Below are 14,352 nucleotides of genomic sequence, written 5' to 3'. Positions count from 1 at the left end.
CGGCCGAAGCGATCAGCGCAGGGCGGCGAGGTCCAGCGCGCGCAGCCGGTCCGGGTCGGCGAGGACGTCGACGGCGACGATCCGCCCGCCCGCGACCGTGAACGCCATCACGAACAGCGGACGGTCCGGGCTCGCGGCCACCACGACCCCCGCGGCGCCGTTGACGAGGGCCGGGTACACGAACGGCGACAGCCGCGACGACGCCAGGGCCTGCGTGGCCACCTGCTCGGGGCCGTGCAGCGTGAAGGTGAGCCGCGGGCGCGCCGGGCCGCCGTCGGAGCGCAGGATCACGTCCGGGTCGAGCACCTCGACCAGGGCGGCGAAGTCCCCCTCGCGCGAGGCGGCGAAGAACGCGTCGACCACCGCGCGCTGGCGGCTCACGTCCGGGTCGGGCGCGGTCGGGCGGCCCTGGACCCGGCGCCGGGCGCGGCTGGCGAGCTGCCGGGCGGCGGCCGGCGAGCGCTCGAGCATGGGCGCGATCTCCTCGAACGGCACCGCGAACATGTCGTGCAGCACGAACGCGAGCCGCTCGGCCGGGGTGAGCGTCTCCAGCACGACGAGCAGGGCCAGGCCCACCGAGTCGGCGAGCAGCGCCTCGTGCTCCGGGTCGACGCCGGCCACGGGGCTGACGATCGGGTCGGGCACGTGCACCTCGAGCGGGTCCTCGCGGCGCTGGTTGCGCGCGCGGAGCTGGTTGAGGCACACCCGGGCCACGATGGTGGTGAGCCAGGCGGCGAAGTTGTCCACGCCCCCGGCCCCGGCCCGGTCGACCCGCAGCCACGCGTCCTGGACGGCGTCGTCGGCCTCCGCGGCCGAGCCCAGCATCCGGAACGCCACCGCCCGCAGCCGGGCCCGGTGCTCCTCGAACTGCCCGCTCAGCCACTCGCGCTCATCCACCGGTGTTCCCCTCCCGAGTTCGATCCTCCCCCGGTCGACCCCTCGGAAGGCGAAGATGTGACGGATTCAGTACGACAAGAGCTCCCACGCCTCCACCAGCTCCCCGGGCGCCGCGCGCCCGGGCCCGAGCCCGCTGCCGTAGGAGAGCCCCCGCCGGGGCGGCCGCGCGGCCGGGCGGGCCCCGAGCTGCCGCGCGACCTCGGCCAGCACGATCCCCGTCACGAAGCGGTAGCGGCCCACGGCCCCGGGCACGTCGACCCGCGCCCGGACCACCGCGCTCGACGGCGGCGGCTGCCATCCCTCGTCCGGCACGACGACGAGCGTCGCGGCCCCGGTCAGATCCGTCCGGTGCACCGGCGGCCCGTCCGCGTGGGGCGAGCAGACGACGATCCGGGAGTACACGGGATCCGGCCCCTCGCTCGGCACCACCCGCAGCGGATTGCGGTGGCTGCGCGCGGCCGCCCGGGCCTCGGCCCGCACCGGCCGCGGGGTGCCGAACCACACCTTGTCGCGGTCCTCGACCTGCGCGACCGTCCACCCGAACGCCGCCGCCGACCGCAGCGAGCTGCCCGCCTCGACGTGGTCGCGGGGCGCGGCCAGCAGCAGCCCGGGCCGCTCGGACTCGGGCCGCGGCCCCCGCACGGCCCGCCGCCCGGCCGCCCCGCGCAGGTAGTAGAGCGCGACCGCGGCCGCCGTGGCCACGTTGAGCGTGTTGACGCCGCGGCCCGGCATCGGGATCTGCACCGTGCGGGCGGCGGCCCGCAGCAGATCGGGCCGGATGCCGCGCCGCTCGTTGCCGACCACAATGGACGATCCATCGTGGACGCTGCCGGTGCGGTACACGGACTCGGCCCCCGGCGCGTTGTCCACCGCGATGATCGGCCCCGCCACGGCGTCCACGGTGGGAATGCCGGGCAGGGCCGCGGCGAGCCCGCGGCTGTCGCGGAACCGGCAGCCGGTGGCGAACATCGCGGCCGCGTCGAGCAGGGCCGAGGCGTTGGCGGGGTTGCCGATACCGTCCCCGACCAGCGTCACCATCGGGCCGCCCACGCCGCCCGGGCCCGGGCCGCGAACGCGTCGGCGCGGCGCTCGTGGTCGGCGGTGCGCATGGCGGCCGTCCGGCGCTTGTTCGCCGCGTGCTGGACGGTGTGATGCCCGATCTCGTGCATGAGCCCGTCGAAGAGCACGAAGTCCCGCAGCGTCGAGCCGGGCCAGTCGACCCGGGTCGCGGCCGGCCCCTCGGCGATCAGGGCGCCGGCCCGGCGCAGGCGGCCGAGCGCGGGCGGGGTGAGCCGGCCGGGCAGCAGCCACGGCGGCTCGGGCTGCTCGAACAGCAGGACGTGGCCGGGCACCCGCAGCGCGGCGACGGCCGGGCTCGCGGCGGTGCGCTGGCGCAGCTCGATGCCGCGCAGCCCGTAGGTGGCCGCCGGGCCGAAGAACGCCAGCAGGGCCGCGATGTCGGCGGGCGTGGCCGGGTGCCGGAACCCGGGGCGGGCGGGCCGGGCGCGCACGGGCACGCGGGCCGGCCGGCGGGCGGCGCGCAGCAGGTAGGGGTCGGTGTGCGAGGTACGGCTCAAGAGGCGATCACGCCGACGTTGATAGCAGCTCCGGAGCCGCCAGAACCAGCAAATTTCGTGGTGTCACATCCGGGGCCTCGCGCGGGTCGAGAGGGCATGGACACCACACCGATCCTCGTCACCGGCGGCACCGGCACGCTCGGACGCCTGCTCCTGCCGCACCTGCGCGCCGCGGGGCGCCCGATCCGGGTGCTCGCCCGGCGGCGCCCGGCCCGGCCGCTCGACGGCGTCGAATACGTCGAGGGCGACCTGGCGACCGGCGAGCACGTCGAGCGGGCCGCCGGCGACGCGGCCGTCGTCGTGCACTGCGCCGGCTCGGCCAAGGGCGACGACGTCAAGGCCGCGAACCTCCTGCGCGCGGCGGCGAGCGCCAAGCACATCGTCTACATCTCGGTCGTCGGGGCCGACCGCGTCCCGGTGACGAGCGCCGTGGACCGCATGGCGTTCGGGTACTTCGGGGCCAAGCGCGCCGCCGAGGTCCTCGTCGCCGGGTCCGGCATCCCGTGGACGACCCTGCGGGCGAGCCAGTTCCACGAGCTGACCCTCGCCACGGTCCGGCAGCTGGCCGGGCTGCCGGTGATCCCCGTCCCGGCCGGCGTGCGCTTCCAGCCGGTCGACGGGGCCGAGGTCGCGGCCCGGCTCGCGGAGCTGGCGCTCGGAGAGCCGGCCGGGCTCGTGGCGGACCTGGCCGGCCCGCGGGCCTACGGCTTCGACGAGCTCGTCCGCTCCTACCTGCGCGCGGCCGGCCGGAGGCGCCCGGTCGTGCGGATGCCCATGGGCGGCGGCGCCTACCGCGCGATCCGGGCCGGAGCCAACCTGGCCCCGGACCGCGCGGTGGGCCGCCGTACGTGGGAGGAGTACCTAGCCGCGAACCTGTGACGCGGGCTGGCCCGCCATGCGGTCGACGAGGATCGCGAACGTCAGGAAGTTCGGGATGTCGCGGACCTTCCGGCCGCCGAGGATCGCCCGGCCGCCGGGCCGGCACAGCCGCAGGCCGCCGTTCTCGATCTTCACGCCGCCGATCTCGGACCAGGGCGCGCTCTTGGCGCCGTTGGTCACGCCGGCCGCGTTCAGCACGTACGCCCCGAACGGGATCGCCCGGCCGGAGTGCAGGTACTGCAGCGCCCGCGGCACCTGCACCCGGGCCACCCGCTCCTGCAGGATCGGCCCGAGCACCTTCATGTCCGCCGAGAAGTTGTTCAGGTTCAGCACGCGCCCGTCGACGAACTCGAGCACGTAGGAGTAGTTGGTGTTCGTCGTCGCGCCGTACACCTGCTGCCGGATGATCGACTGGTAGATCGTGACGATCTGGTCCCACCGGTAGGCCTGCACGCCGGCCGCGGTCGCCCGCACGAACCCGTGCGCGAACAGGTGGAAGCCGAGCAGGCGGGCCTTCTTCGACACCAGCGGCGAGCGCACCAGCACGGCCACGAACGCGCCGAGGCACAGCAGCGCGATCAGCCCGAGGACGACCAGCGCGACCCCGCCCTGCGCGGCGCCGAGCCCGAACAGGAAGATCCCGATGATCGCGAGGAGGCCGAGGTACACCAGCGCCGCCGAGCGCTTGCCCGGCTGCATCGAGGCCACGTACCCGCCCAGCTGGGCCTGCCACGCGGCCTGGATCGCGTCCGCGGGGATCGTCGTCGGCGGCGGGTTCGTGGACGCGTCCGGGTCCGGCGGCATCGGGATGCTCAGCAGCTCGCGGGTGGCCTGCCCGGCGGCGGCCGACTCGCGCTCGCGCCGGCGCCCGGCCAGCGCCTGCTGCGTGCCCAGGCCGAGGAAGACGACGCCGAGGATGCCGCCGGTCAGCCCGCCGCCGACCCGCTGCGACGAGGCCTCCTCCTCGTAGGAGTTCACCGTCCGGGTGCCGGTCTTGGTGGAGATGTGCACGCACTGGTCGCCGGGCGACATCGTGTTGCCGTCGCACGTGACGTCGGTGGAGGTGGCCAGGAACCCGGCGAGGCCGAGGCCGAGCACACCGATGACGGCGCCGATGATGGCGCCGCGGTACTGCGGGATCATGGGTCCCCCGTGGATGAAGCCGAGTCAGGCGTCTTCGTAGAGCGCTGCGTACCGCTCGTAGAGCACGTCGGCGTGCTCGCCGAGCCGGTGCCGCGAGATGATGTCATGCGCCAGCCCGAATTGGGAAGGCAGGGTATCGAGGGTCAGCGACGCCCCGGCCGCGCGCGCGAGCCGCTCGGGCAGACCGAACGCCAGCTCGCCGTCGACCGTCGTGTCACCGGGGGCGAGCACGGCCGCGACCCGGGCCGGTCCGTTCGCGGGGAAGGCGCGGGGCAGGGCGGACGCGATGCGCAGGTACTGGGCGACGGCGCGGTAGGAGTACCCCCGCGAACTGCGCCGATCCGGGAGCATCCGGCGGCCGTAGAGGACCCGCATGGCGACCCGGGCCGCGGGCGGCACCTGCGAGGCATGCGGGGCGTAGAGCGGGGCCAGCACGACGAGCCGCCGCACGGCGTCCGGGCGGCGCGCGGCCAGCCAGGTGGCGAGCACCCCTCCGCCGGAGACGCCGAGCACACCGGTCTCGCCGCCGAGCGCGGCGGCGGTGTCGAGGGCCTCGGCGGCGTACGCGCGCAGCCCCGCGGCCGTGACGGTGGCGTGGGCGCCGGGGTCGACGAGGCCGTGGCCGGGGGCGCGCGGGACGACGACGTTGTAGCCGCGGGCGAAGAACAGCGCGGCGAGCGGGTCGAGCTGGGCGGGGGAGTGGGTGTACCCGTGCAGCAGCAGCACCGAGCGGGCCCGGCGGCGGCCGTGGGACAGGACGCGGGTGTCGTGCCCGTCCGCGATCACGTCGCGTCCCCGGGCAGCTCCAGCCGGTAGCCGATCCCGGGCTCGGTCACGAAGTAGCGCGGGCGCGACGGGTCCGGCTCCAGCTTCCGGCGCAGGTTCGCGAAGTGCACCCGCAGGTAGTTGGTCTCCGTCTCGTACCGCGGCCCCCACACCTCGCGCAGGAGCCGCTTGTGCTCGACGAGCTTGCCCTCGTGCCGGGCCAGGACCTCGACCAGGTGCCACTCGGTCGGCGTGAGCCGGATCACCCCGCCGTCCGGCCCGGTCGCCTGTTTCGCCGACAGGTCCAGCCGGAACGCGGGGGTCAGCAGCACGGGGGCGGCCGGCGCCGGCGCGGCCCGGCGCAGGGCCGCGCGCATGCGCGCCAGCAGCTCGTCCATCCCGAACGGCTTGGTCACGTAGTCGTCCGCGCCCGCGTCCAGGGCCGCGACCTTGGTGGGGCCGGTGTGCCGGGCGGAGAGCACGATGATGGGCACGCTGCTGTACCCCCGGATGCCCGCCACCACGTCGAGCCCGTCGAGATCGGGTAGGCCGAGGTCGACGATCACGAGGTCGGGCGGGTGGTCCGCGGCGGCCGCGAGCCCCTCGGCCCCGGTGCCGGCGGTCTGCACCCGGTAGCCGCGCGCGGCGAAGTTGAGCCGCAGCGCGCGCAGCAGCGGCTCGTCGTCGTCGATGATGAGCACCCCGCTCATGCCCGCGGCACCTCCACCGTCATCGTCAGGCCGCCGCCGGGCGTCTCCGACGGCGTGACCGTGCCGCCCATGGCCTCGGTGAACCCTCGCACGATGGCCAGCCCGAGCCCCAGCCCGGCCCCGCCGCGGTCCCCGAGCCGCTGGAACGGCTCGAACAGCGCGGCGCGCTCGGCCGCGGGCACCCCCGGCCCGTCGTCGGCGACGACCAGCCGGACCCGCGCCCCGTCCGCCGCGCCGGTGATGCTCACGTGCGGCGCGGCCGCGAGCGAGTTTGCGACGAGGTTGGACAGCACGGTGGTCAGCAGGCCCGGGTCGGCCAGCGCGAGCAGGTCCTCGGGCAGGTCCACCGCCACCCGGCCCCGCGTGTGCTCGGGGTCGGGCAGGTGCAGGACCACCTCCGCCGCCACCGCGTCGAGGGCCGTCGGCTCCGGGGCCGCCGACAGCACCCCGGCCCGCAGCCGGCTCAGCGAGAGCAGGTTCTCGACCAGCGCCGTCATCCGGTCCGTCGCGTGCTCGACGGTGGCCAGCAGCTCGGCCCGGTCGGCGTCGGTGAACTCCAGGTCCGGGCTGCGCAGGCTCGAGACGGAGGCCTTGATCCCGGCCAGCGGGGTGCGCAGGTCGTGGCTGACCGCGTCGAGCAGCGCCGTGCGCAGCCGGTCGACCTCGGCCAGCTCCCGGGCCCGCCCGACCGCGGCCCGCCGGCGCTTCGCGACGTCCATGGCCACCGCGACCGCCGCCGCGACGAGCACGTACACCAGCAGCGCGATCGCGTTGTCGAAGCTCGCGACGCTCAGCGTGTGCAGCGGCGGCACGAAGAGGAAGTTCAGCAGCAGGTCCGCGGCCACGGCGGCGCCGAGGGCCGGCCAGAGCCCGCCCGCCGCGGCGGCGCCGGCCACCGGCACCAGGTAGAGCAGCGTGACCGAGGCCAGCGACAGGTGCCCGCGCAGCGGATCCAGGATCGCGGTCGCCGCGGCCAGCCCGGCGGCCGCGACCACGACGCCCCGCCCGCGGCCGCTGCCCATCCCACCATCCTGACAGTGTCCGGATCGGCCTTTCGGAGGTGGGGCTCCGGCGTGCGGGGGTGCGAGAATGCCCGCCGTGATGTCTGATCGCCGCTACGGCCGGCGCGCCGTGCTCGGGGCCGGCCTCGCCGCGTCCGTCGCGGCCCTGAGCGGCTGCGGTCCGGACCCCGTGTCACCCACCGCCGCCCCCTCCGACGCGGCCTCCGACGGACCCGCGCCGGGCGAGCCGCCCGCCGCCGCGGAAGGGGTGGCGGGCCTGTCCGGCTCGGCCAGCGCGAGCCCGTCGGGGCAGATCCTCACCGCGCCCTACAGCGGCAAGGTCGTCGAGGTCCTGAAGCGGTACCTCGTGCCGACGTCGGACAACCCGAAGCACCCCGGCTACGCGGGCGCGGCCGTGCTCGTCAACGTCGGCGGCAAGGTGACCACGCACGCCGCGGTCGGCGACGCGCTGCGCTACGGCGCCGGGCCGGTCGAGCTGCCGGCGAAGTCCCGCGTGGCGATGCGCCCCGACTCCGTCTTCGACGTGGCGTCGGTGACGAAGGTGTACACCACCATCCTCGCCCTGCAGCAGGTCGACCGGGGCAAGCTCGACCTGGCCGCGCCCGTCGCGCAGTACCTGCCCGCGTTCGACGGCCCCGGCAAGTCCGCGGTCACCGTGCAGATGCTGCTCACCCACACCAGCGGCCTGCCGGTCGGCCCGTCGATCCCGGAGACGTCCAAGAAGCCCGACGTCGCGGCGCGCTGGGAGTACATCGTCTCGACCCCGCTCGCCGACGGGGTCGCGCCCGGGACGCTGTTCCGCTACACGAGCCTCGGCCTGCTGCTCACCCAGCAGATCCTCGAGAAGCTCACCGGCAAGCCGCTCGACCAGCAGGTGAAGAGCGAGATCACCGGCCCGCTGGGGCTGCGCGACACCGGCTTCAAGCCGAAGAACTGGCTCAGCGCCGCCGACCAGGCCAACCGCCTCGCCGCCACCGACGCCCGGACCTCCCGCGGCCTGCTGCGCGGCACCGTGCACGACGACATCTGCAACGTCCTCGGCGGCGTGGCCGGCTCGGCGGGCATCTTCACCACCGCGGCCGACCTGTCGGTGCTGGGGCTCATGTTCCTCGGCGGCGGGCAGGTCAACGGCAAGCGCATCCTGTCCGAGGCGACGGTCCGCAACATGCTCACCAACAAGAACTCGGGCCTGCCGGCCACCGACGTCGACCGGCCGAACCGCACCTCGACGCACGGGATCGGGCTCGAGCTCGACCAGTCGTGGTTCATGGGGCGGCTGGCGGGGTCGGGGGCGTACGGTCACACCGGCTTCACGGGCTGTGAGCTCGTCGTCGAGCCGAAGCGCAAGCTCGTCCTGGTGCTGCTGACGAACCGGGCCCACCCGAACTGGAGCTGGGCCAACCCCGACCCGACGCGCGTGGCCGTCGCCAACATCCTGGCCGACGCGATCTAGCCGACCCGGGCCACGGCTCGCGCGGTCACCCGAGCGCGCCACCGCCGGTGATGCGGGCCACGGCGGCCGTGCACGCGTCGAGCCACAGATCGTCGTCGCGGCCCCAGGTGTCGTGGTTGAACGGCTGCCGGTCGGGTGCCGCGATCGCCGCCTCGAGGACCGGGACGGCCTCGGCCGCCGCGGGCCCGATCCCGGCCAGGCAGCGCACCGCCTCCAGGCCGCGCGGGCTGTGGGTGGCGTGGCGCAGCAGGACCGGGACGACCGGGGCCGGGTCGGCGGTGGCGTGCCAGTAGGCGACCGCGGCCCGCATCGACTGCCACTCGTCGTCGTCGGTGAACAGCGCGCGCAGGTCCGGGGCCAGATCCGCGGCCGCGCGGCCCGCGGCCGGGAGGGCGAACAGCGCCTCGGTGCGCTGCCAGGCGCGCGGCTCGGCGAGGGCCGCCGCGGCCTCGGCGAGCAGCGGGGCCGGGTCGCCCGTGATCCGGGCCAGGGCGGCCGCGGCCGGAAGCCGAATCGTCAGCTCGGCGTGCCCGAGCAGGGCGGTCAGCTCCGGTACCGCCGCCGCGGCGGCCGGGCCGAGCGCGCCGAGCGCCTCGATGGCGGCGGTCGACGGGTTCTCCTCGCCGAGGCAGTCCCGCAGCACCGGCACGAGGGGCGCGGCCGATGCGGGCGCCGGGTCCAGGCGCGCGGCCGTCGCGATCAGGAGGTTCTGCTCGAAGCCGGCCTGGGCCCGGGCGATCGCGGGCGGCAGGGCGGCGCGCGTCGCCGTGGCCCAGGCGCCGAGGCGCAGCAGGGCCGGCTGCAGCGTCTTCAGGTCGAGGACCAGCGACGGCACCGGCCGGGCCGCGTCGGCCATCTGCTCGCGCAGCGCCCGGTTGCGGCCCACCGCCGGGTCCCGCTCGTTGGCCGCCGCGATGAACGCGCTGAGCCGCTCGTGGCCGGTCAGCGCCGCCGGCGGGGGCGGCGGCGGGGCGGACAGGACGCGGGCGATGTGGGCGTCGGCCCGGGGGTCCTCCAGGGAGACGAGGGCCGTCAGGGCCCGCGCGGCGGTCGCGTCCAGGCCCGGGCCGCGATCGACCAGCGCCCACAGCGCGTCGGCGCCGGTCGCGGCGCGGCCGGCGGCGGACAGGTGGGACGCGGCCCAGAACCGGACGGTGGGGTCCGGGTCGTCCAGGCGCTCGGCCAGGAGCGGGGCCAGCGCCGCGGCCGCGGCGCGCCAGGTGCGCATGGGGTCCTCGGCGGCGTACACCGCGCCCGCACGCACCATCGGGTCCGGGTGCGCCAGCCAGGCGGTGAGGACGCGCACCTGGGTGGGCCAGTCCCGCTCGGCCGCGCTCAGCACCCACGCCAGCGGGTCGTCGCTGTCCCACGGCAGCCGCCCCACCGCGCGCAGGACCGCCGGGCCGTCGGCGGCGAGGACCCCGGCCGGGCCGGGGTCGCCCTCCAGGAGGTGCGCCATGGCGGCGACGACCCGCGGCAAAGGCTCCGGATCGGCCAGGCCGCGCGCGTCGAGCACGCCGCGGGCGCGCAGGGCCAGGATCGCCGCGGCGCGCACGACCGGGCTCGGGTCGGCCGCGGCCCGGTCGCGCAGCGCGGCCGTGTCGTCGTCGGCAGCGTCGGGGCCGGCCGCGTCGAGGGCGGCGAGCGTGTAGGCGGCCGCCGCGCGGGTGTCCTCGGACGGCGCGGCGGACAGCAGGCGCACGTAGACCGGGCGGCCGGCGGTGACCGCGGACCGGGCGGCCGCGACCCATGCCAGCTCCGCGGCGAGCTCCTCGTCGGCCTCGCCGGCGCCCCGCGGGTGCTCGTGCACCTCCAGGTACGACGAGCCCTCCGCGATCGAGGCCAGCAGGTGCAGCACGCCGGCGGCGTCGGCGCCGGGCGCGTCCAGGACCTCGATGAGGAACGGCACGGCCGGGGCGGTCGCCTCGTAGACGGTGCCCTGGTGCCAGATGTTGCCGTAGAGGGCGTGCAGCGCCTCCTCGTCACCGGCGGCCAGGCGGCGCAACAGGTCGGGAACGTCGTCGGCCTCACCGTAGGCGTGGGTCAGCTCCGGCCACGCCACCGCATCCAGCTCCGTCAACATGCCCGGCACGGTACCGGGTGCGGGCGAGCGGTCCCGCGCGACATGCGGGCCCCGCGGCGGCGCGAACCCGGGTAGTGTCGGCGCTCGTGCGAGCGATCCGGTGCACCAGGTTCGGCGGCCCCGAGGTCCTCGAGCTCGCCGAGCTCGGTGAGCCCGCCGGCGAGCTGGTCGTCGAGGTCGCCGCGGCCGGGGTGAACTTCGCCGACACGAGCCGGATCGCCGGCACCTACCGGCCCGCGCCGACGCTGCCGTTCGTGCCCGGCACCGAGGTCGTCGGCCGGACCGGCGACGGGCGGCGGGTCCTCGCGCACACGTTCGCCGGCGGCGGCTTCGCGCAGCGGGCGGCCGTCGATGCCGCGGCGGCCGTGGTCGTACCGGATGCGGTCACCGACGCCGAGGCCCTCGCGCTGCTGGTGCAGGGGCTCACCGCCTGGCACGTCCTGCGAGGCAGCGCCCGGCTGGCCGCGGGGGAGACGGTCGTCGTCAACGCGGCCGCGGGCGGGGTCGGCTCGCTCGCCGTCCAGCTCGCCCGGCACTTCGGCGCCGGCCGGATCATCGCCGCCGCCTCCACGCCCGAGCGCCGCGAGCTCGCGCTGTCCCTGGGCGCGGACGCGGCCGTGGACGGCGCCGCCGACGGCTACGCCGAGCGCGTCCTCGCCGCCAACGGCGGCCGCCCGGTCGACGTGGTGCTGGAGTCGGTCGGCGGGCGGGTCTTCGCGGCCGGGCTGGCCGTGCTGGCCCCGTTCGGCCGGCTCGTCACCTTCGGCAACGCGTCGCGGGAGGGCCGCCCGCCGATCGACCCCGGCGAGCTGGCCGACCACAACCGCGCCGTGGCCGGGTTCTGGCTGCGCCCCGCGCTCGAGGTCCCCGGCGCCTACGCCGAGCCGCTGCGGGCGATGTTCGGGCTCGTCGCGGCGGGGGAGCTGCGGCCCGCGGTCGGCGCCGAGTATCCGCTGGCCGAGGCCGGGCGGGCGTTCGCCGACCTGCTGGCCCGCCGGACCACCGGCAAGATCGTGCTCCGCCCGTGACGCGGCCCGTCCTCGGTGGGCTTCACCGCTGGCTCGCCATGAGCGCCAGCTGGATCGCCAGGCGCTCGTCCGGGTCGTCGAGGCGGTCGCCGAACAGCTCGCGGAGGCGGCGCAGGCGGTAGCGGATCGTCTGCGGATGCGTGTGCAGCGCCCGCGCGGCCGGGATCACCTGGCCCTGGCAGCGCAGCCAGGCGTGCAGCGTCTCGGTCAGCGGGCGGCGGGCGGCCGGGGTCAGCGCCGCCAGCGGGGCCAGCGCGCGCGAGGCGAGGCGGTCGGCGACCCCCGGCTCCCAGCCCAGCAGCAGCGGCACCAGGTGCTCGTCGCAGGCCAGGACGCCCTCGGGCAGCCGGCCCGCCTGCTGCAGTTCGAGGGCCTTGCGGGAGATGCGGTACGACTGGCGCGCCTCCCGCACCGGCACCGCCGGCCCGATCGCCGCCCGCCGCCCGGCCAGGGGACGCTCCAGCGCGTGCGGGGACGGGCCCAGCAGGCGCGTCGCGCCGTCGATGACCGTCGCGATCGCGCCGCCGCCCGCGGCCCGGGCCAGGTGCTCGGCGTCGGTGCCCTCGACGCTGACCGCGCACACGGACGCGGGCAGCGGCCAGCTCGCCGCCTCCGCGGCGGCCAGGAGGGCCGCCTCGGCCGGCGGGTCGGGCTGCACGAGCAGCGTGATGAGCCGGCGCCGCAGCTGCGCCCAGTCCCGCGCCGCGTCGCGCTGCTCGTCCAGGTAGCCCTCCGCGGCCGCCCCGGCCAGGGCGTCGACGTAGCCGAACAGGGCGGCGGCGGTGGCGTACAGCTGCGGCGGTTCCAGCGGCCCCGGGCGCTGCACGAGCGTGGCCCAGAACGTCTGCGCGCCGAGCGTGAGGATCGAGCGCAGCGCGTCGACGCGGTGGCCCTCGCGGTATTCGGTCCGGCCGAGTTCGGCGAACAGCGACAGGGTCGGGGCGAGGTCGGCGCCCGAGATGAAGGTGGCCACGGCGGTCTCGACGCCCAGGGTGAGCCCGTGGCCCTGGCCGCCGGTGAGCGAGCGGCCCTGCTCGCGCATCGCGGCGCGGACCGCGGCCAGCACCGCCTTTGTCACCGGGGTGACAAACTCCGGCGGAAAATGTGTTTCGGGCACCAACGATTTTGGCACGCGGATGCCTAGCCTGGTCGGGTGGATGCGGATGTGATCGTGATCGGTGCCGGTCTGGCCGGGCTGGTGGCGGCGGCCGAGGTGGCCGACGCGGGCAAGCGCGTGATCCTGCTCGACCAGGAGGGCGAGCAGAGCATCGGCGGGCAGGCCTTCTGGTCGTTCGGCGGGCTGTTCTTCGTGGACTCGCCGGAGCAGCGGCGGATGGGCATCAAGGACTCCGCCGAGCTCGCCTGGCAGGACTGGCTCGGCAGCGCCCAGTTCGACCGGGCCGAGGACGAGTGGCCGCGGCGCTGGGCCGAGGCCTACGTGCACTTCGCCGCCGGGGAGAAGCGCGCCTGGCTGCGGGCCATGGGGCACCGCGTCTTCCCCGTCGTGGGCTGGGCCGAGCGCGGCGGCGGACCGGCCGACGGGCACGGGAACTCGGTCCCGCGCTTCCACATCACCTGGGGCACCGGCCCGGGCGTCGTCGAGCCGTTCGAGCGCCGGGTCCGCGCGAGCGACAAGGTGGACCTGCGCTTCCGGCACCGCGTCGACGAGCTGCTCCCCGGCGGGGTGGTGCGCGGCACGATCCTGGAGCCGAGCACCGTCGCGCGTGGACAGTCGAGCTCGCGCACCGCGGTCGGCGAGTTCGAGCTGTCGGCGTCCGCGGTCATCGTGACGTCGGGCGGCATCGGCGGCGACCACGACCTCGTGCGCAAGGCGTGGCCGGCGCGGCTGGGAACGCCGCCGAGCCGGATGGTCGCGGGCGTGCCCGCGCACGTCGACGGGCGGATGCTCGGCATCACCGAGGCGGCCGGCGGGCACGTCATCAACCCCGACCGGATGTGGCACTACACCGAGGGCCTGCGCAACTGGGACCCGATCTGGCCCAACCACGGCATCCGGATCCTGCCCGGCCCGTCGTCGCTGTGGCTGGACGCGACGGGCAAGCGGCTGCCGGCCCCGTGCTTCCCGGGCTTCGACACGCTGAGCACCCTGCGGCACATCACGGCGACGGGGTACGACCACAGCTGGTTCATCCTCACCCAGAAGATCATCGAGAAGGAGTTCGCGCTCTCGGGCTCCGAGCAGAACCCCGACCTCACCAACCGCAGCGTGCGCCAGGTCCTGCAGCGGGTGAAGAAGGGCGCGCCGGGTCCGGTCGAGGCGTTCAAGCAGCACGGCGCCGACTTCGTCGTGGCCTCCACGCTCGACGAGCTCATCGCCGGCATGCAGCGCCTCGAGCCCGGCGTGCCGCTCGACGCCGCGGCCGTCAAGGCCACCGTCGAGGCCCGCGACCGCGAGATGACCAACACGTTCACGAAGGACGCGCAGATCACGGCCCTGCGCGGCGCCCGTTCGTACCGCGGCGACAAACTCATCCGCGTCGCCTCCCCGCACCGCCTGCTCGACCCGAAGGCCGGGCCGCTCATCGCGGTGCGCCTGAACATCCTCACCCGCAAGACCCTCGGCGGCCTGGAGACCGACCTGTCCGGCCGCGTGCTGCGCGCCGACGGCACCCCCCTCCCCGGTGTGTACGCGGCCGGCGAGGTGGCCGGCTTCGGCGGCGGCGGGATGCACGGCTACAACTCGCTGGAGGGCACCTTCCTGGGCGGCTGCCTCTTCTCGGGTCGCACGGCGGGCCGGGCCGCGTCCCAGGCGGTCTGACCGCGGCGCCGGTAGC

At 76.4% G+C, this 14,352-nt stretch carries 13 protein-coding genes; 4 read left to right on the top strand and 9 right to left on the bottom strand.

Annotated features, from left to right (window positions below):
• Positions 1-12: 12 nt before the first annotated feature.
• The 3 genes from AC6JBM_RS28250 to AC6JBM_RS28240 form a co-directional block, all read right to left on the bottom strand.
• Complete coding sequence (locus tag AC6JBM_RS28250; protein WP_497977083.1) at positions 13-897, bottom strand: sigma-70 family RNA polymerase sigma factor; 885 nt, start codon at positions 895-897, stop codon at positions 13-15.
• Between the two features lie 66 nt (positions 898-963).
• Positions 964-1,935 (bottom strand): TrmH family RNA methyltransferase, encoded by a 972-nt coding sequence (locus tag AC6JBM_RS28245; RefSeq protein ID WP_497977082.1) that lies wholly within the window; start codon positions 1,933-1,935, stop codon positions 964-966.
• Positions 1,929-2,474, bottom strand: coding sequence for a hypothetical protein (locus tag AC6JBM_RS28240; RefSeq protein WP_497977081.1), 546 nt, complete (start codon positions 2,472-2,474; stop codon positions 1,929-1,931). Before AC6JBM_RS28240 ends, AC6JBM_RS28245 begins: the two co-directional genes overlap by 7 nt.
• A 96-nt stretch (positions 2,475-2,570) precedes the next feature.
• Between AC6JBM_RS28240 and AC6JBM_RS28235 the strand changes: the two genes are divergently transcribed.
• A complete protein-coding gene (locus AC6JBM_RS28235; protein ID WP_497977080.1) occupies positions 2,571-3,353 on the top strand; it encodes an SDR family oxidoreductase in 783 nt (260 codons plus the stop codon).
• Here AC6JBM_RS28235 and AC6JBM_RS28230 read toward each other — a convergent pair.
• The 4 genes from AC6JBM_RS28230 to AC6JBM_RS28215 are packed head-to-tail and all read right to left on the bottom strand — an operon-like array spanning position 3,336 to position 6,993.
• Positions 3,336-4,496 (bottom strand): DUF6585 family protein, encoded by a 1,161-nt coding sequence (locus AC6JBM_RS28230; protein WP_497977079.1) that lies wholly within the window; start codon positions 4,494-4,496, stop codon positions 3,336-3,338. The genes AC6JBM_RS28235 and AC6JBM_RS28230 overlap by 18 nt on opposite strands.
• A 24-nt stretch (positions 4,497-4,520) precedes the next feature.
• Complete coding sequence (locus tag AC6JBM_RS28225) at positions 4,521-5,282, bottom strand: alpha/beta fold hydrolase (RefSeq protein WP_497977078.1); 762 nt, start codon at positions 5,280-5,282, stop codon at positions 4,521-4,523.
• Positions 5,279-5,971, bottom strand: a complete 693-nt coding sequence (locus AC6JBM_RS28220; RefSeq protein WP_350626481.1) for a response regulator — start codon at positions 5,969-5,971, stop codon at positions 5,279-5,281. Before AC6JBM_RS28220 ends, AC6JBM_RS28225 begins: the two co-directional genes overlap by 4 nt.
• Positions 5,968-6,993, bottom strand: a complete 1,026-nt coding sequence (locus tag AC6JBM_RS28215) for a sensor histidine kinase (protein WP_497977077.1) — start codon at positions 6,991-6,993, stop codon at positions 5,968-5,970. Before AC6JBM_RS28215 ends, AC6JBM_RS28220 begins: the two co-directional genes overlap by 4 nt.
• A 79-nt stretch (positions 6,994-7,072) precedes the next feature.
• On the opposite strand from AC6JBM_RS28215, the gene AC6JBM_RS28210 reads away from it, so the two are divergent.
• Positions 7,073-8,446 (top strand): serine hydrolase domain-containing protein, encoded by a 1,374-nt coding sequence (locus AC6JBM_RS28210; protein ID WP_497986541.1) that lies wholly within the window; start codon positions 7,073-7,075, stop codon positions 8,444-8,446.
• A gap of 25 nt (positions 8,447-8,471) precedes the next feature.
• Here AC6JBM_RS28210 and AC6JBM_RS28205 read toward each other — a convergent pair whose 3' ends face one another.
• Positions 8,472-10,529: a hypothetical protein gene (locus AC6JBM_RS28205; RefSeq protein ID WP_497977076.1), complete on the bottom strand. Its 2,058-nt coding sequence runs from the start codon at positions 10,527-10,529 to the stop codon at positions 8,472-8,474.
• An 86-nt stretch (positions 10,530-10,615) separates the two neighbouring features.
• Between AC6JBM_RS28205 and AC6JBM_RS28200 the strand changes: the two genes are divergently transcribed.
• Positions 10,616-11,557, top strand: coding sequence for a quinone oxidoreductase family protein (locus tag AC6JBM_RS28200; RefSeq protein ID WP_497977075.1), 942 nt, complete (start codon positions 10,616-10,618; stop codon positions 11,555-11,557).
• Between the two features lie 22 nt (positions 11,558-11,579).
• On the opposite strand, the gene AC6JBM_RS28195 is transcribed toward AC6JBM_RS28200, so the two are convergent.
• The gene (locus AC6JBM_RS28195; RefSeq protein WP_497986540.1) at positions 11,580-12,674 is read right to left on the bottom strand and encodes a helix-turn-helix domain-containing protein; all 1,095 of its coding nucleotides are present in this window, start codon (positions 12,672-12,674) and stop codon (positions 11,580-11,582) included.
• A 36-nt stretch (positions 12,675-12,710) separates the two neighbouring features.
• Between AC6JBM_RS28195 and AC6JBM_RS28190 the strand changes: the two genes are divergently transcribed.
• Positions 12,711-14,336, top strand: a complete 1,626-nt coding sequence (locus AC6JBM_RS28190; protein ID WP_350626489.1) for an FAD-binding dehydrogenase — start codon at positions 12,711-12,713, stop codon at positions 14,334-14,336.
• The last annotated feature ends 16 nt before the right edge of the window (positions 14,337-14,352 follow it).

It is taken from the genome of Dactylosporangium thailandense (genome assembly GCF_059739745.1).
Note: the sequence above shows the minus strand (reverse complement) of the source record. Positions and strands in the feature narration are given on the sequence as shown.

Bases quoted from the DNA above. Each gene is read 5' to 3' on its own strand.
- AC6JBM_RS28245 (WP_497977082.1), bottom strand. From the start codon at position 1,935: ATGGTGACGCTGGTCGGGGACGGTATCGGCAACCCCGCCAACGCCTCG.
- AC6JBM_RS28220 (WP_350626481.1), bottom strand. From the start codon at position 5,971: ATGAGCGGGGTGCTCATCATCGACGACGACGAGCCGCTGCTGCGCGCG.
- AC6JBM_RS28205 (WP_497977076.1), bottom strand. From the start codon at position 10,529: ATGTTGACGGAGCTGGATGCGGTGGCGTGGCCGGAGCTGACCCACGCC.
- AC6JBM_RS28230 (WP_497977079.1), bottom strand. From the start codon at position 4,496: ATGATCCCGCAGTACCGCGGCGCCATCATCGGCGCCGTCATCGGTGTG.
- AC6JBM_RS28210 (WP_497986541.1), top strand. From the start codon at position 7,073: ATGTCTGATCGCCGCTACGGCCGGCGCGCCGTGCTCGGGGCCGGCCTC.
- AC6JBM_RS28215 (WP_497977077.1), bottom strand. From the start codon at position 6,993: ATGGGCAGCGGCCGCGGGCGGGGCGTCGTGGTCGCGGCCGCCGGGCTG.
- AC6JBM_RS28235 (WP_497977080.1), top strand. From the start codon at position 2,571: ATGGACACCACACCGATCCTCGTCACCGGCGGCACCGGCACGCTCGGA.